The sequence below is a fragment of the Micromonospora sp. R311 genome, from assembly GCF_056780015.1.
This window is the reverse complement of record NZ_JBSWCE010000030.1, coordinates 84,131-100,771: the sequence shown is the minus strand read 5'-3', so window position 1 is coordinate 100,771 and position 16,641 is coordinate 84,131. Positions and strand designations below refer to the sequence as shown.

Below are 16,641 nucleotides of genomic sequence, written 5' to 3'. Positions count from 1 at the left end.
AACCCGGAAGCTAAGCCCTCCAGCGCCGATGGTACTGCACTCGGGAGGGTGTGGGAGAGTAGGACACCGCCGGACAACCTTTCCATTCAGGGCCACCCCGCACGGGGTGGCCCTGAATGCATTCCACCCCCGGAAACCACCAGGACCCCCGCAGACCCCAGCGCCGACAACGACGATCGCGAGGCAGGCAGGCCGGAGCCTCAGATCGCAAGAGAGGCGCGTCAGCTGAGGGTCGAGGCCCTGAACGGAACTGTCGGGAACCGAGAGCAGGCCGGCGGACTGGCCGAGGCGCACTGGCCGCTGGACGAGGCCGAAACGCCGCACCATTGACCCGGACTCGTCCGCACCGGCGAACGAGCTGCCGGGAACGCGGCCCGGGTAGCCGCGGGTCGGGGCCATCGAACCGAAGGAGAGGGTGGCTCGGCGTCAGTCGCGCGTCTGGACTCCTTCGCGGATCTTCCGCAACAGCTCGCCGGCCTCGTCCCGAAGGGGAGGGTGGCTCGGCGTCAGTCGCGCGTCTGGACTCCTTCGCGGATCTTCCGCAACAGCTCGCCGGCCTCGTCGACCGGGCGCCCGGGGAACATCGCCATCACCACGCTGCCGTGGTCGGCCCAGCCGCAGATGGCGAAGTCGCCGCCCTCGCCGCTGGTGCTGCCGCACTTCATCACGCCACCCAGCCGGCCCGCCGGCACCTCGCGCAGCCCGGTCACCCGGCCCGTCTCGTCGGCCATCAGGCCGAAGAGGCTGTCCAGGTCCCGCTCCGGCTGCCAGAGCAGGGTGGTGCCGCCGAAGATGAGCACCGACCGTCGCTCGTCGGCCGGGTCGCGGTAGACGGTGCCGAAGCTGCGGTCCAACTCGATGTCGGCGGCGAAGCCGCTGCGCAGGTAGTCGGCGGTGCTGCGGGCGCGCTCGCTGTCGTCCCGGGTCAGTCCGGCCACCCGGTCCGGCGAGGCCAGGTCGGTGTCCTTCTGCTGCGCCACCCGCCAGCCCGCCGTGCCCAGCGCGCCGGCGCCGGCCAGCCCGGCGACGAGCAGGGCCGCGAGCAGCACCCGCCGGCGGCGCGACCGGGGCGGCTGCTCGGCGGTCGCCTGCGGGTCCCGGTTGCTCAGCTGGATGGGCTCCTCGGTCAGGTCGACGGGCTCGGACCCGTCGTCGACCGGGCGCTCGGTGAGATGTGCGTCGGACATAGCCGACACCGTACGCGAAGCACCGGTGGCGCACGTCAGGTCCGCGGAAGCGCTCCGTAGACTTTCAGGGTGACCGAGAGACTGGATGCCCGACGCCCCGACGCCCCGACCCTGCCCGGCCAGTACCAGCCGGGTGAGGTAGAGCAGCGACGGTACGAGCAGTGGGTAGCCGCCGGGCACTTCCGGGCGTCGGCGGAGAGCGACAAGCCGCCCTTCACCATCGTCATCCCGCCGCCGAACGTCACCGGCTCGCTGCACATGGGCCACGCGTTCGAGCACACCCTGATGGACGCCCTCACCCGGCGCAAGCGCATGCAGGGCTACGAGGCGCTCTGGCTGCCCGGGATGGACCACGCCGGCATCGCCACGCAGAACCTGGTGGAACGACAGCTCGCCACCGAGGGGCTGTCCCGGCACGACCTGGGCCGGGAGAAGTTCGTCGAGCGGGTCTGGCAGTGGAAGGCCGAGTCCGGCGGCGCCATCCTCGGCCAGATGCGCCGCCTCGGCGACGCCGTCGACTGGGACCGCGAGCGCTTCACCATGGACGAGGGCCTGTCCCGGGCCGTGCAGACCATGTTCAAGAAGCTCTTCGACGACGGGCTGATCTACCGGGCGAACCGGATCATCAACTGGTGCCCGCGTTGCCTCACCGCCCTCTCCGACATCGAGGTGGAGCACACCGACGACGAGGGCGAGCTGATCTCGATCCGCTACAGCGACGAGGTCGTGGTGGCCACCACCCGGGCGGAGACGATGCTCGGCGACACCGCGGTCGCGGTGCACCCGGAGGACGAGCGGTACCGGCACCTGATCGGCACCGAGGTGGCGCTGCCGCTCACCGACCGGCGGATCCCGATCGTCGCGGACGAGCACGTCGACCCGAGCTTCGGCACCGGCATGGTCAAGGTGACCCCGGCGCACGACCCGAACGACTTCGAGATCGGCCAGCGGCACGACCTGCCGGCCCTGACGATCATGGACGAGCGGGGCATCATCACCGCGCCCGGCCCGTTCGAGGGGCTGGACCGGTACGAGGCCCGCCCGGCGATCGTCGCCGCGCTGCGCGAGCAGGGCCTGATCGTCGCCGAGAAGCGGCCGTACCTGCACGCGGTGGGGCACTGCTCGCGGTGCAAGACCACGGTGGAGCCGCGGCTGTCCCTGCAGTGGTTCGTGAACACCGCACCGCTCGCCCAGGCCGCCGGTGACGCGGTCCGCGACGGCCGGGTGAAGATCGAGCCGGCCGAGCTGGCCAAGCGCTACTTCGCCTGGGTCGACAACATGCACGACTGGTGCATCTCCCGCCAGCTCTGGTGGGGACACCGCATCCCGGTCTGGTACGGCCCGGACGGCGAGATCGTCTGCGTCGGCCCGGACGAGGAGCCGCCCACCGGCGAGGGCTGGCGGCAGGACGAGGACGTCCTGGACACCTGGTTCTCCAGCGGCCTGTGGCCGTTCTCCACGCTGGGCTGGCCGGAGCGCACGCCGGACCTGGCGAAGTTCTACCCGACCAGCGTGCTGGTCACCGGCTACGACATCCTCTTCTTCTGGGTCGCCCGGATGATGATGTTCGGCCTGTACGCGATGGACGGCATGCAGCCGTTCGACGTGGTGGCCCTGCACGGCATGGTCCGGGACGAGCACGGCAAGAAGATGTCGAAGTCGTTCGGCAACGTGGTCGACCCGCTGGACTGGATCGACCGGTTCGGCGCCGACGCCACCCGGTTCACCCTGGCCCGGGGCGCCAACCCCGGGCAGGACGTGCCGGTCAGCGAGGAGTGGTGCCAGGGCTCCCGCAACTTCTGCAACAAGCTCTGGAACGCCACCCGGTTCGCGCTGATGAACGGCGCGCACACCGGTGGCCCGCTGCCGCCCGCCGAGCGGCTCTCCACCGTCGACCGGTGGATCCTCTCCCGGCTGGCGCACGTCACCGCCGAGGTGGACGAGCAGTTCGAGGCGTACGAGTTCGCGAAGGTCTGCGATCTGCTGTACCACTTCGCCTGGGACGACGTCTGCGACTGGTACGTCGAGCTGAGCAAGCCGGTGCTGGCCGAGGGCGGCCCGGCCGCCGAGGCCACCCGCCGGGTGCTCGGGCACGTGCTGGACCAGCTGCTGCGGCTGCTGCACCCGGTCATCCCGTTCGTCACCGAGGAGCTGTGGCTGGCCCTGACCGGCGGCGAGACGGTGATGACCGCCGCCTGGCCGACCGCCGACCGGGCGCTGCTCGACGACGCCGCGGAGGCCGAGGTCGGCACGCTGCAGCGGGTGGTCACCGAGGTCCGCCGGTTCCGCTCCGACCAGGGCCTGCGCCCCACCCAGCGGGTCGCCGCCCGGCTCGACGGCCTGACCGGCGCCGGGATCGCGGCGCACGAGCCGCTGATCCGGTCGCTGGCCCGGCTGGACGCGCCCGGTGACGACTTCCAGGCCAGCGCCACGCTCGCCATGCCCGGCCCGGTCAACGTCGCCCTCGACACCCGGGGCTCCATCGACGTGGCCGCCGAGCGGGCCCGGCTGACCAAGGACCGCGCGGCGGCCGAGAAGGAGTCCGCGCAGGCCCGGGCCAAGCTGGACAATCCGGCGTTCGTCGGAAAGGCGCCGGAGCCGGTGGTCGCCAAGATCCGTGACCGGCTCGCGGTGGCCGAGGCCGACCTGGCCCGGATCGACGCGGCCCTGGAGGCGCTTCCCTCGTGACCGATCGCAACTCCTTCGCCGAGGTCGAGGCCGACCTCGCCGGCCGCGGCTTCACCCGGATGGTTTTCGAGCTGGACCGGATCGAGTCCCTGCTCGATCTGCTCGGCTCCCCGCAGCGGGCGTATCCGGCGATCCACCTGACCGGGACCAACGGCAAGACCTCCACGGCCCGCATGATCGACTCGCTGTTGCGGGCGTTCGGGCTGCACACCGGCCGCTACACCAGCCCGCACCTGGAGACCGTCCGGGAGCGGATCAGCCTGGACGGCGAGCCGGTGAGCGAGGAGCGGTTCACCGCGACGTACCGGGAGGTCGAGCCGCTCGCCCGGCTGGTGGACGAGCGCTCGGCCGAGCCGCTGACCTACTTCGACATGACCACCGCGCTGGCGTTCGCCACCTTCGCCGACGCGCCGGTCGACGTCGCGGTGGTCGAGGTGGGGCTCGGCGGCGCCGAGGACTCGACCAACGTGATCCAGGCCGGGGTCGCGGTGATCACGCCGATCGGGCTGGACCACACCGAGTGGCTCGGCGACACGGTCGAGGACATCGCGCTGCACAAGGCCGGCATCATCCACAAGGGCGCGACGGTCATCTCGGCGGCCCAGGAGGAGGAGGCGGCCCGCCCGATCCTGGAGCGCTGCGCCGAGGTCGGGGCGACCATCGCCCGCGAGGGGTCGGAGTTCGGCGTGCTCCGGCGCGCGGTCGCCGTCGGCGGCCAGGTGCTCACCCTGCAGGGCCTCGGCGGTGTCTACGAGGAGGTCTTCGTCCCGCTGCACGGCGCCCACCAGGCGCAGAACGCGGCGGTGGCGCTCGCCGCCGTCGAGGCGTTCCTCGGCGCCGGCGCGCGGCGGCAGCTGGACGTGGAGACGGTCCGCGAGGGATTCGCGACGGCCAGCTCGCCGGGGCGGCTGGAGCGGGTCCGCAGCGCGCCGACGATCCTGCTGGACGGTGCGCACAACCCGCAGGGGATGGCCGCCACGGTCACCGCGTTGCAGGAGGAGTTCGCGTTCAGCAAGCTGGTCGCGGTGCTCGGCGTGCTCGCCGACAAGGATGCGGCCAGCCTGCTTGAGCTGCTGGAACCGGTGGTCGACCAGCTGGTGGTCACCCGGAACAGCTCGCCCCGGGCGATGCCGGCCCGGGAACTCGCCGCGCTGGCCGCCGAGGTGTTCGGCCCGGACCGGGTCGAGGTGGCCGAGGAGATGCCGGACGCGATCGAGGCGGCGGTGGCGCTGGCCGAGGAGGACGTGCCGGGCGAGTTGAGCGGCGTCGGCGTGCTGATCACGGGTTCGGTGGTGACCGTGGCCGACGCCCGCCGGCTGCTTAAGCGATGAACGGCCCGGAACGGCCAGGGGCCGGCCGCGGTGCGGGTGACCACCGGGACGCGGTCGGCGCCGAGCCTCCCACCGGAACGGCGCCCCCGCGTCCGGCGGCGGAGGTGCCGTCAGCCGGCCGACCCGCGGCGGGCCGGCCGGCTGCGCCCGGCGAGCAGCCGGGTGCGGGAGTTGCGGGCGAGGAGCCGGATGCATCCGGCGAGCAGCCCGGCGCGGGCGCTGCGGGCGGGCAGCCGGGTGCATCCGGCGGGCAGCCCGGCGCGGGTGCCGTGGGCGGGCAGCCGGGCGTGGGCGCCGCGGGCGGGCAGCCGCGGCGGTCCGGGTTGCGGAACCCGGAGCGGGCGGTACGGGGGCTGGGTGCCGGCACGCTGAGCCTGGAGGCACTGGTGCTGCTGCTGGCCATCCAGCCGATCCGGGTGGTCGGCGGCGACCTCGGCGGCCCGGCGATCGCGGTGGTGGTGGCGCTGGCGGTGGCGGCGGTGGTGCTGGCCGGCATGATGCGTCGGCGGTGGGCCTGGCCCGCGGGCACGGTCCTGCAGGGGCTGCTGATGCTGGCCGGCCTGCTGCACTGGTCGCTGCTCGTGCTGGGCGTCATCTTCGCCCTGGTCTGGGCCTACGCCCTGCACGTCCGCCGGGTCATCCTCGGCTGACCGGGCGCCCGGGGTCACCGGGCCGGGCCGACTTCAGGCCTCCGCGCGTTCCCGCCACTGGGTCAGCGCGATGCCGTGACCGTCCGGGTCGCGGAACGCGGCCGCCCACACCTCCAGCTTGGTGCCCCGGTTCACCACGCGGGGGGCGTAGGTGAACCGGACGCCGGAGTCGCGCAGCCGGTCGTACGCGGCCTGGATGTCGTCGACCTCGAGGTTGACGTGCACCACCCGCCGGTTCACGGCCGCCGCCTCGGTGTTCTCCCGCAGCACCAGCCGGGTCGCGCCGGAGGCGAGCACGGCGTTGCCGGCGCCCCGGTCGACCTCGCTGAAACCGAGCACGTCCCGGTAGAAGGCCAGCGAGCGGGACAGCTCGGTGACCAACAGGGTGAGCCCCACGCCGCTGATCGGGGCGGCCGGGTCGGCGGCGGCGTCGAAGCCGAAGATCGCCTCGTCCAGTTCCTCCGGGCTGACCGTCTCCTCGCGGAGCCGGGGCGGCGGCAGCGGATCGTCCAGCGGCAGGTCGATCGGGTCCAGCGCCGGCTCCGCCGGCGGGGGGTCGAACCGCTCCTCGGCGGGCGGGCGCGGGGCCGGGGTGGCCCGGCGGGGCAGGGTGCCGCTCTCCGTCGGCTGCTCCACCAGGGTGCCCTCCAGCACCACCGGCCCGCCGGGGCGCTGGTGCATCCGCACCGGCTCGCGCTCGTCGGCGGGTGGGCCGAACTCCTCGACCAGTGGCTCCGGCGTGGGTGGGTCGCGCGGGTCGTCGCGGAAGTCGTCCTCGGGCGCCCGGTCGGCCCACGGCGGGGCCTCCTGCTGGATCAGCACCTCCTCCACCGGCTCGGCGCCGGCGTACTCGGGCGGGAGGTCGGCGGTGGCCGCGGCCGTCTCGGTGTGGGTGGGCACCTCGTCCCAGAGGACCCGGACGTGCCGCTGGTCGTCCAGCGCCACCCGGATCGGCAGGGCCTGGCCGAGCGAGGGCCACTTGGCCACCGGCACCCGCGGCTCGATGATCTTCTTGGAGCGGGGCGGCAGCCCGGGAGCGTCGATCACCAGTTGCAGCTCGCACCGGCCGAAGGCGTACTGGGTGGGTGGCTCGGAGGCGCTGTGCACGTGCCCGACCCCGACCACCCAGGTACGCCCGCCGCCGCGCACCGTGGCCAGCGCGATGGCCAGCACCAGCAGGGCCACCCCGAGCGCCACGATCGCCCAGCTGGTCATGCCCAGGCCGAAGAGGATCACGAATGTGGCCACGGTGCCGAGCACCGCCGCGATCAGCTTGCGTACCGGCGCGATGGGCCGGTTCCCGCCATTCGCCACAGTGGACCTCCCGGGGGTCAAGGGCCAGGCTAGGCCGGATCGGCGGCCCGGGGAAAGACCGGCCGCCGCGCCGGCGCCGGGACCGGGTCGCTAGGCTGACCGTACCCAGCATGACCGCCTTGCGCGCACAGGAGGAACCCAGCGTGTCCAGCACCAGCCCGGATGAGCGCACCCTCGTACTGATCAAGCCCGACGCGGTGCGCCGCGGGCTGGTCGGCGAGGTCATCTCCCGCTTCGAGCGCAAGGGGCTGCGGATCGACGCGATGGTGACCCGGACGATGGACGCCGCGCTGGCCGACGAGCACTACGCCGAGCACGTCGACAAGCCCTTCTACCCGCCGCTGAAGGACTTCATGACCGGCGGCCCGCTGGTCGCCCTGGTGCTCTCCGGCGACCAGGTCATCGACGTGGTGCGCGGGCTGGTCGGCGCGACCGACGGGCGCAAGGCGGCCGCCGGCACCATCCGGGGCGACCTCTCCCTCTCCAACCGGGAGAACCTGGTGCACGCCTCCGACTCGCCCGACAGCGCCAAGCGGGAGATCGCGCTCTGGTTCCCCGAGCTGGGCTGACGAGGTCCCCGAACCGGGCCGACGGGGTCGCGCTCCGCGCTGACGAGGCCAGCCGGGACGGGCTGACGACGGCCGCCAGGCAGGGTCGACGACCGCCGCCGGGGCGGCGGCGCTCCGGGCTCAGTCGCCGGCGGCCTGTCCGCCCACCGGGCCGGGTCGGCGGCCGGCCAGCGCGGTACGGGTCCGGGGGCCGTCCTCCGCGTCGTGCCGGCCGCCGAGCAGGCGGTGGGCGAGGCCGGGCGGCATCGGCCGGTGCGCCGCGAGCGCACCGGCCGACTGTTCCGCCTCCGCCGCGGTCAGACGTCCGCGGGCGGCTGGGTCCGGGTGGTCACCGCGATCCGGTTCCACACGTTGATGGTGGCGATCGCCATCACCAGGTCGGCCAGCTCCTTCTCCGACCACACCTTCGCGGCGGCGTCCCAGACGTCGTCGGGCACCCCGTGCTCGCCCAGCCGGGTGACCGCGTCGGTGAGCGCGAGCGCGGTGCGCTCCCGCTCGGTGAAGAAGGGCGCCTCCCGCCAGGCCGCCACCGCGAACAGCCGGCGGCTCGACTCGCCCGCGCCGAGCGCGTCCCGGCTGTGCATGTCGACGCAGAACGCGCAGCCGTTGAGCATCGAGGCCCGGAGCTTGACCAGTTCCAGCACGGTGTGCTCGACGTTGGCCCGGACGTACTTCTCCAGCCCCAGCACAGCGTGGTACGCCTCCGGCGCCACCTCGGCCGCGTTGATCCGCTGCATGACGAACCTCCCTGATCGGTGGTGTGACACCGGTACGACGGGGCGGCGGGGTGCTGACGTGACGGTCCCGGCCTGTGACGCCGCTCATGCCCGGCGCCGGGCGCCGGCCGGCGACGATCCGCCCGGGATCGTGTGGCGGGGTCCCGCGGAAAGTCGGCGGCGGGTCCCGGCGGGGGTCGAGTATCCTTGGCGACCGTAAGGCGATGACCCGGCCATCACCGGCGAGCCTCCGGAAGAACAGCCGGGTGACCGGCCCAGTAGAACCGGACGGGTCCGGCCCGTCACAGCCGGCCAACGAGCGGGCGGTCGATCCTGGCCGCCAAGCGGGGTGGTACCGCGGGCCACCCGGGGCGCCGGCACGGCGCACCGGAACGGCTCGTCCTCGCAGACCCACACGACCGTGAGCTGCTGAGGAGAGCGACCCCCGATGGCCTATCCGTTGCACGACCCGACCGCCGGCGGCGTGCCGGCGAGCCCGGACCTGCCCGCGGTCGAGCGCCGGGTGCTGGAGCACTGGACGGCCGACAAGACCTTCGAGGCGTCGGTGGAGGCCCGTCCGGCCGGGGAGAACGGCAAGAACGAGTACGTCTTCTACGACGGCCCGCCGTTCGCCAACGGCCTGCCGCACTACGGGCACCTCTTCACCGGCTACGTCAAGGACGTGGTGCCGCGCTACCAGACCATGCGCGGCAAGCACGTCGAGCGGCGCTTCGGCTGGGACTGCCACGGCCTGCCCGCCGAGGTGGTGGCCGAGAAGCAGCTCGGTATCACCAGCAAGGCGGAGATCCTCGACCTCGGCGTGGCCCGGTTCAACGAGGCCTGCCGCACCTCGGTGCTGGAGTTCACCCAGGACTGGGAGCGGTACGTCACCCGGCAGGCCCGCTGGGTCGACTTCGCCAACGACTACAAGACCCTCGACCTGGACTACATGGAAAGCGTCATGTGGGCCTTCAAGACCCTGCACGACAAGGGCCTGGTCTACGAGGGCTTCCGGGTGCTCGCGTACTGCTGGCGCTGCGAGACGCCGCTGTCGAACACCGAGACCCGGATGGACGACGTCTACCGGGACCGGCACGACCCGACGCTGTCGGTCTGGTTCGAGCTGACCCCGGACGAGAACGCCCCCGAGCTGGTGCGCGGGCCGGTGCGGCTCGGCGTCTGGACGACCACGCCGTGGACCCTGCCATCCAACCTGGCGCTCGCCGTCGGCCCCGACATCGAGTACGCGGTGCTGGAGCGCGACGGCCGGCGCCACGTGGTCGGCGCGGCCCGGCTGGCCGCGTACGACAAGGAGCTGGAGGGTTACGCGCGGGTCGGCACGGTGCGCGGTGCCGACCTGGTCGGACGCCGCTACACCCCGCTCTACGACTTCCTGGTCGAGCAGGCCGGCCCGAACGCCTACCAGGTGCTCGGCGCGGACTTCGTCACCACCGAGGACGGCACCGGGATCGTCCACCTCGCCCCGGCCTTCGGTGAGGACGACCAGAACGTCTGCAACGCCGCCGGCATCCCCACCGTCGTCACCGTGGACGACCACACCCGGTTCACCGCGCTCGTCCCGCCCTACGAGGGCGAGCAGGTCTTCGACGTCAACAAGCCGGTGATCCGGGAGCTCAAGGAGCGGGGGGTGGTGCTCAAGCAGGACACCTACACCCACTCCTACCCGCACTGCTGGCGCTGCGACACCCCGCTGGTCTACAAGGCGGTGTCGTCGTGGTTCGTCGCGGTGACCGCGTTCAAGGACCGGATGGTCGAGCTGAACCAGCAGATCAACTGGACACCGGGGCACATCAAGGACGGCTCGTTCGGCAAGTGGCTGGCCAACGCCCGGGACTGGTCGATCAGCCGGAACCGGTTCTGGGGCTCGCCGATCCCGGTGTGGAAGTCCGACGACCCGAACTACCCGCGGGTGGACGTGTACGGCTCGCTCGCCGACATCGAGCGGGACTTCGGCGTACGGCTGACCGACCTGCACCGGCCGGCGGTGGACGAGCTGGTCCGCCCCAACCCGGACGACCCGACGGGCAGGTCGATGATGCGCCGGGTGCCGGAGGTGCTGGACTGCTGGTTCGAGTCCGGCTCGATGCCGTTCGCCCAGGTGCACTACCCGTTCGAGAACGCCGACTGGTTCGAGCACCACTACCCGGGCGACTTCATCGTGGAGTACATCGGGCAGACCCGCGGCTGGTTCTACACGATGCACGTGCTGGCCACCGCGCTGTTCGACCGGCCGGCGTTCCGCAACTGCCTCAGCCACGGCATCCTGCTCGGCTCGGACGGGCGCAAGATGTCCAAGAGCCTGCGCAACTACCCGGACGTCTACCACGTCTTCGACGCGTACGGCTCGGACGCGATGCGCTGGATGCTGATGTCCTCGCCGGTGCTGCGCGGCGGCGACATGGCGGTCACCGAGGCGGGCATCCGGGACGCGGTGCGCCAGGTGCTGCTGCCGCTCTGGAACGTCTGGTACTTCTTCTCGCTCTACGCCAACGCGGACGGGTACCAGGCGCGGCGTCGGACCGACAGCACCCACCTGCTCGACCGGTACGTGCTGGCCAAGACCCGCGAGCTGGTCGACACGGTCCAGGCGCAGCTGGACGCGTACGACATCTCCGGCGCCTGCGCCACCGTGCGGTCCTTCCTGGACGCGCTGACCAACTGGTACGTCCGGCGCTCCCGGGACCGGTTCTGGTCCGGCGACCGGAACGCGTTCGACACCCTGTGGACGGTGCTGGAGACGCTCTGCCGGGTGGTGGCGCCGCTGGCGCCGCTGACCGCCGAGGAGATCTGGCGCGGCCTCACCGGTGAGCGGTCGGTGCACCTGACCGACTGGCCGGACGCCACCGGGTTCCCGGCCGACCACGAGCTGGTGGCGGCGATGGACGACACCCGCGCGGTCGCCTCGGCGGCGCTGTCGCTGCGCAAGGCGAAGGGGTTGCGGGTCCGGCTGCCGCTGTCCCGGCTCACCGTCGCCTCCCCGGCGGCGGAGCAGCTGCGCCCATTCGCCGACCTGGTCGCCGACGAGGTCAACGTCAAGGCGGTGGAGTTCACCGACGAGGTGTCCGCGTACTGCCAGCAGGTGCTGACCGTGGTGCCCCGGGCGCTCGGGCCGCGGGTCGGCAAGCAGGTGCAGCAGGTCATCAAGGCGGTCAAGGCGGGGGAGTGGGAGCTGGTCGACGGCGCCCCGGTCGCCGCCGGGGTCACCCTGGCCGAGGGCGAGTACGAGCTGCGCCTGGTCGCCGCCGACGCCGAGCACTCGGCGCCGCTGCCCGGCGGTGAGGGCGTGGTCGTGCTGGACACCGAGGTCACCCCGGAGCTGGCCGCCGAAGGGCTGGCCCGGGACGTGGTGCGGGTGGTGCAGCAGGCCCGCCGGGACGCCGACCTGGACGTCTCGGACCGGATCGTGGTGGCGCTGTCGGCCACCGAGGAGGTCCGCGCGGCGGTGGCCGGGTTCGCGGACTTCGTCGCCCGGGAGGTGCTGGCCGACTCGGTCGACTTCCTCGACGGCGTCGAGGGGTTCACCGGGGAGGTCGGCGAGGGCGATCGAGTGACGGTCGCGGTTCGCCGGGTATGAGATTCGGGTGAGGTGACAGGGGCCCCTTCCGCCGCGTTCGCGCGGCGGAAGGGCCTCTCCCGCCCGTCGCCACGCTCCCGGACCAGCCGCCGGACCGCCCACCACCCGCGCGGATCGTCCGGGTGGCGTCCGCTAACGTGACAGCGCCCGCCCAGCCCGACCGCCGGAGGATCCGTGCCCCTGCTCTACACCATCGGCAAGCTCACCGTGGCGCCCGCGCTCCGGTTGGCCTGGCGTCCCCGCGTCGAAGGGCTGGAGCACATTCCACCGACCGGTGGTGCGATCTTCGCCGCCAACCACCTCTCGGTCGCCGACGAGCTGCTGCTCGGCACGGTGGTGCCGCGGCACCTGGCGTTCTGGGCCAAGTCGGACTACTTCAAGGGCACCGGCCTGCGGGGCCGGTTCAGCAAGGCGGTGCTCACCGGCCTCGGCGCGATCCCGGTCGAGCGGGCCGGCGGGCGGGCGGCGCTGTCGGCGTTCGACGCGGCGATCCCCGCTCTCAAGGGCGGTGACCTGGTGGTCGTCTATCCGGAGGGGACCCGGTCGCCGGACGGCCGGCTCTACCGCGGGCGCACCGGGGTGGCCCGGCTGGCGGTCGCCGCGCAGGTGCCGGTGATCCCGGTCGGCACCATCGGCACCGAGAAGGTCCAGCCGATCGGCGCCCGGATGCCCCGGCTGCTCCCGGCGGACATCACCATCCGGTTCGGCAAGCCGCTGGACTTCACCGGCCGGCCGGACGACCGGACCTCGCTGCGGGCGATGACCGACGAGGTGATGAGCGAGATCCAGAAGCTCACCGGCCAGGAGTACGTGCCCCGGTACGCCCCGCCGCGGGCCCACCCGGCCACCTCCGGGGACAGCCCGGCCTGACCCCCGGCCACCCCGGGTCGTCGCCGAGCCGATCGGCTCAGTTCTGCTCCGCCGTCACGATCTGCTGGCGCAGCGTGTCGAGCAGCCGGGCGCTGTCGTCGACGGAGAGCCGGGTGAACACCGCGGTGGCGATGCTGCCGTGGTCGGCCGAGGTGCACACCACCACGTCCGTGCCGCCGTCCCGGCCGGCCGCGCAGCGCCCGTGCCGGCCGCGCACCCCGGTCTCGACCACCTGCACCTCACCGAGCTGGTACTGCTCGGTGAGCCGGGCGAGCTCCTCCTCGGCGTCCGCCTCCGGGGTGAGCCGGAAGCCGGTGCCGCCGAAGACGGTGACCCGCTTGCCGTCCCCGGTGGCGTAGACGCCGGCGAAGGTCTCCTCGGCCAGCCAGTGCGCCCTGCGTACCTCGCTCTCCAACTGCTTGGCGGTCGCCGCGGCCCGGTTGTCGTCGCGCAGCCGCAGGTCGGCCACCTCGGCCGGCAGCGTGGCGTGTGCCGGGTACTGCGTCGCCATCGGCATGCCGTAGTAGGCCGGGCAGCCGCAGCAGCAGGCCAGGGTGAGCAGCAGCAGCCAGGGCCAGCGGCGGCGCTTGCGCACGGCGACCGGGACGTACCCCTTGGGGGCCTGCCAGCCGGGCGGCGGCGCCACCGGCGGCGGGGCCTTCCCGCGTCGTTGCCGGGGCGGCCGGACCGGGGCCGCCGGTGGCGGGGCCACCGGGGCCGGCGGCCGGGCGACCGGCGCGGGTGGCGGCCCCGGCCGGGCGGCCGGCGGTGGGGACACCGGGGCGGACGGCGGCGCGGCGACCGGGAAGGCGGGTGGCGGCGCGGGCGGCCCGGAGTACGGCCGGGTCGGCGGCGGCGCCGGGTAGGGCAGCGTGGGTGGCAGGGCCGGGAGCTCGGCCGAGGGCAGTTCCCAGCCGCCGGTGTCCGCGTGCGCCCAGGGGTCGACCGGGACCCGGTGCTCCGGCGGCTCGGGCGGGGCCGGCGGCACCGGGGTGGGCTCGGCCGACTCGCCCCAGGCCCGGCGACGCGGCGGCGGGGGCGGGACCGGCGCGGAGCCGCTCCACCGGGGCGCGGCCTCCGGCTCGTCGGCGGGCAGCCGCCGGGTGCCCTGCGGGCCCACCTCCGGTGCCGGTGCCGGGGTGGCGGCGTCGGCCGCCTGGTCGCCGGGCAGCCGGCGGGTGCCCTGCGGGCCGTCGTCGGCCGCCGGCGCGTCGGTGTCCCGCGGGTCCGCGTCCGCGGCGTCGGCGGGTGGCGTGCCGGGGTCGTGCGCCCCGTGGTCCGCGGGCTCGTCGGCCGGTGGCGCGCCCGCCTCCGGGTCGCGGCCGGACCGGTCGGTGGGCAGCTCGCGGGTGCCCTCCGGGCCCGTGCGGGGCCCGTCGGCCGGCGGTACGGGGGAGAGGGTCGGCTCCTCGCTGACCGCCGGACCCCGGTCCGGGTGCTGGTCCGGGGTGCTCCCGTCGGCCGGCCGGTCGGCTCCCGGCTGCGGCTGCGGCATCGCGGCAATCTCCTCTCGCGCCGGTCCGAGGTTAGTACCGCTCCGCCACCACCGGGGAGCCGCCCACCGCCGGTGGCCGGCGTCCCACGTACGGCGCGGCCACCGCGCGCTGGCGCCTCCCGCCCACTCGACGGTGGCGTGCGCGCCGCCCCCGCCGCCGGGACGCGTACCCTTGGGCATCATGAGCGTCCCGTCCACCACCGCGCGCCCCGCCGCGGGCGAATCCGTCTGGCCCCGGCTGGAGCCGCTGCTGCCCCAGGTGACCAAGCCCATCCAGTACGTGGGTGGCGAGCTGGGCGCGGTGGTCAAGGACTGGGCCGCGGCGACCGTGCGCTGGGCGCTGATGTACCCCGACGCCTACGAGGTCGGCCTGCCCAACCAGGGCGTGCAGATCCTCTACGAGGTGCTCAACGAGCAGCCCGACGTCCTCGCCGAGCGCACCTACGCGGTCTGGCCGGACCTGGAGCAGCTGATGCGCGCCAACGGCGTGCCGCAGTTCACGGTCGACGCGCACCGCTCGGTGCGCGACTTCGACGTGTTCGGCGTCTCGTTCTCCACCGAGCTGGGCTACACCAACCTGCTCACCGCGATCGACCTGGCCGGCATCCCGCTGCTCGCCGCGGACCGCACCGACGCCGACCCGGTGATCGTGGCCGGCGGGCACGCCGCGTTCAACCCGGAGCCGATCGCCGACTTCGTCGACGCCGCCGTGCTCGGCGACGGCGAGGAGGCGGTGCTGGAGATCACCGGGATCGTCCGGGAGTGGAAGGCCGAGGGCTCCCCGGGCGGGCGGGACGAGCTGCTGCTGCGGCTGGCCCGCACCGAGAGCGTCTACGTGCCGCGCTTCTACGACGTCGACTACCTGCCCGACGGCCGGATCCAGCGGGTGGTGCCGAACCGGGCGGACGTGCCGTTCCGGGTGCACAAGCGCACGACGATGGACCTGGACGCCTGGCCGTACCCGAAGAAGCCGCTGGTGCCGCTCGCCGAGACCGTGCACGAGCGGTACGCGGTGGAGATCTTCCGGGGCTGCACCCGCGGCTGCCGGTTCTGCCAGGCCGGGATGATCACCCGGCCGGTCCGCGAGCGGTCCATCACCACCGTGGGGCAGATGGTGCAGCAGGGGCTGGAGTTCTCCGGCTTCCACGAGGTGGGCCTGCTGTCGCTGTCGTCGGCCGACCACTCGGAGATCGGCGACATGTGCTCCGGTCTGGCCCAGCAGTACGAGGGCACCAACGTCTCGCTGTCGCTGCCGTCCACCCGGGTGGACGCGTTCAACATCGACCTGGCCCAGGAGCTGTCCCGCAACGGGCGGCGCACCGGCCTGACCTTCGCCCCGGAGGGCGGGTCGGAGCGGATCCGCAAGGTCATCAACAAGATGGTGTCGAAGGAAGACCTGATCCGGACGGTCGTCACCGCGTACACCAACGGCTGGCGGCAGGTGAAGCTCTACTTCATGTGCGGCCTGCCCACCGAGACCGACGAGGACGTCCTCGAGATCGCGGACATGGCCCACGAGGTGATCCGGGCCGGTCGGGCCGCCACCGGCTCCAAGGACATCCGCTGCACGGTCTCCATCGGCGGTTTCGTGCCGAAGCCGCACACCCCGTTCCAGTGGGCGGCGATGGAGCGGCCGGAGGTCATCGACGGCCGGCTCAAGCTGCTCAAGCAGGCGATCAACGCGGACCGTTCGTTGGGCCGGGCGATCGGCTTCCGCTACCACGACGGCGAGCCGTCGCTGATCGAGGGCCTGCTCAGCCGCGGTGACCGCCGGGTCGGCGCGGTGATCCGCAGGGTGTGGGAGAACGGCGGCCGGTTCGACGGCTGGAGCGAGCACTTCTCCTACCAGCGCTGGGTGGACGCGGCCGCCGAGGTGCTGCCCGCGTACGGGGTGGACCTCGACTGGTACACCACCCGGGAGCGCGACGAGCTGGAGGTCCTGCCCTGGGACCACCTGGACTCGGGGCTGGACAAGGACTGGCTCTGGCAGGACTGGCAGGACGCGATGAGCGAGTACGAGCAGGACGACTGCCGGTGGACCCCGTGCTTCGACTGCGGCGTCTGCCCGGCGATGGACACCGAGATCCAGATCGGCCCGACCGGAAAGAAGCTCCTTCCGTTGACCCCGATCAACGGCCTGAAGCTCCCCACCCCCGCCCAGCCCTGACCGGTCCCCCGGGCCCCCTTGGTTGATCATGCAGTTGTCGTCATCGCCACCGCGTGTCG

Annotated in this window: 12 protein-coding genes and 1 rRNA gene; 8 read left to right on the top strand and 5 right to left on the bottom strand. The window is 73.5% G+C overall.

Going from position 1 to position 16,641, the window contains the following annotated elements; genetic code table 11:
- Window positions 1–75 (top strand): 5S ribosomal RNA (rrf, locus tag AC1WTP_RS24555); the annotation flags it as partial.
- Between the two features lie 431 nt (window positions 76–506).
- Here rrf and AC1WTP_RS24550 read toward each other — a convergent pair.
- The gene (locus tag AC1WTP_RS24550) at window positions 507–1,187 is read right to left on the bottom strand and encodes a hypothetical protein (protein ID WP_447138414.1); all 681 of its coding nucleotides are present in this window, start codon (window positions 1,185–1,187) and stop codon (window positions 507–509) included.
- Window positions 1,188–1,256: 69 nt separating this feature from the next.
- Between AC1WTP_RS24550 and AC1WTP_RS24545 the strand changes: the two genes are divergently transcribed.
- The 3 genes from AC1WTP_RS24545 (at window position 1,257) to AC1WTP_RS24535 (ending at window position 5,856) form a co-directional block, all read left to right on the top strand.
- On the top strand, window positions 1,257–3,875 hold the full coding sequence (locus AC1WTP_RS24545) for a valine--tRNA ligase (RefSeq protein WP_481651614.1): 2,619 nt from the start codon (window positions 1,257–1,259) through the stop codon (window positions 3,873–3,875).
- 59 nt (window positions 3,876–3,934) lie between these two features.
- Window positions 3,935–5,206 (top strand): bifunctional folylpolyglutamate synthase/dihydrofolate synthase, encoded by a 1,272-nt coding sequence (locus AC1WTP_RS24540; RefSeq protein ID WP_481651624.1) that lies wholly within the window; start codon window positions 3,935–3,937, stop codon window positions 5,204–5,206.
- A gap of 269 nt (window positions 5,207–5,475) precedes the next feature.
- Complete coding sequence (locus AC1WTP_RS24535) at window positions 5,476–5,856, top strand: DUF4233 domain-containing protein (RefSeq protein WP_481651613.1); 381 nt, start codon at window positions 5,476–5,478, stop codon at window positions 5,854–5,856.
- 33 nt (window positions 5,857–5,889) lie between these two features.
- Here the strand turns inward: AC1WTP_RS24535 and AC1WTP_RS24530 are convergent, their stop codons facing one another.
- Complete coding sequence (locus tag AC1WTP_RS24530) at window positions 5,890–7,170, bottom strand: VOC family protein (protein WP_481651612.1); 1,281 nt, start codon at window positions 7,168–7,170, stop codon at window positions 5,890–5,892.
- A gap of 143 nt (window positions 7,171–7,313) precedes the next feature.
- Here AC1WTP_RS24530 and ndk point away from each other — a divergent pair, with 143 nt between their 5' ends.
- Window positions 7,314–7,739: a nucleoside-diphosphate kinase gene (gene ndk, locus AC1WTP_RS24525; protein ID WP_481651611.1), complete on the top strand. Its 426-nt coding sequence runs from the start codon at window positions 7,314–7,316 to the stop codon at window positions 7,737–7,739.
- A gap of 120 nt (window positions 7,740–7,859) precedes the next feature.
- Here ndk and AC1WTP_RS24520 read toward each other — a convergent pair whose 3' ends face one another.
- Window positions 7,860–7,985, bottom strand: a complete 126-nt coding sequence (locus AC1WTP_RS24520; RefSeq protein WP_481651610.1) for a hypothetical protein — start codon at window positions 7,983–7,985, stop codon at window positions 7,860–7,862.
- A gap of 50 nt (window positions 7,986–8,035) precedes the next feature.
- Window positions 8,036–8,476, bottom strand: coding sequence for a carboxymuconolactone decarboxylase family protein (locus AC1WTP_RS24515; protein WP_481651609.1), 441 nt, complete (start codon window positions 8,474–8,476; stop codon window positions 8,036–8,038).
- 427 nt (window positions 8,477–8,903) lie between these two features.
- Here AC1WTP_RS24515 and ileS point away from each other — a divergent pair, with 427 nt between their 5' ends.
- Entirely contained in the window at window positions 8,904–12,050 is a 3,147-nt protein-coding gene (gene ileS / locus AC1WTP_RS24510) for an isoleucine--tRNA ligase (RefSeq protein WP_481651608.1), read from the top strand.
- A 174-nt stretch (window positions 12,051–12,224) separates the two neighbouring features.
- Window positions 12,225–12,920, top strand: coding sequence for a lysophospholipid acyltransferase family protein (locus tag AC1WTP_RS24505; RefSeq protein ID WP_447138424.1), 696 nt, complete (start codon window positions 12,225–12,227; stop codon window positions 12,918–12,920).
- A 37-nt stretch (window positions 12,921–12,957) separates the two neighbouring features.
- Here AC1WTP_RS24505 and AC1WTP_RS24500 read toward each other — a convergent pair whose 3' ends face one another.
- Window positions 12,958–14,415, bottom strand: coding sequence for a hypothetical protein (locus AC1WTP_RS24500; RefSeq protein WP_481651607.1), 1,458 nt, complete (start codon window positions 14,413–14,415; stop codon window positions 12,958–12,960).
- A gap of 181 nt (window positions 14,416–14,596) precedes the next feature.
- Here AC1WTP_RS24500 and AC1WTP_RS24495 point away from each other — a divergent pair, with 181 nt between their 5' ends.
- Window positions 14,597–16,582 carry a TIGR03960 family B12-binding radical SAM protein gene (locus AC1WTP_RS24495; protein ID WP_481651606.1) on the top strand — a complete coding sequence of 662 codons (1,986 nt, stop codon included), beginning with the start codon at window positions 14,597–14,599 and terminating at the stop codon, window positions 16,580–16,582.
- Window positions 16,583–16,641: the final 59 nt, after the last annotated feature.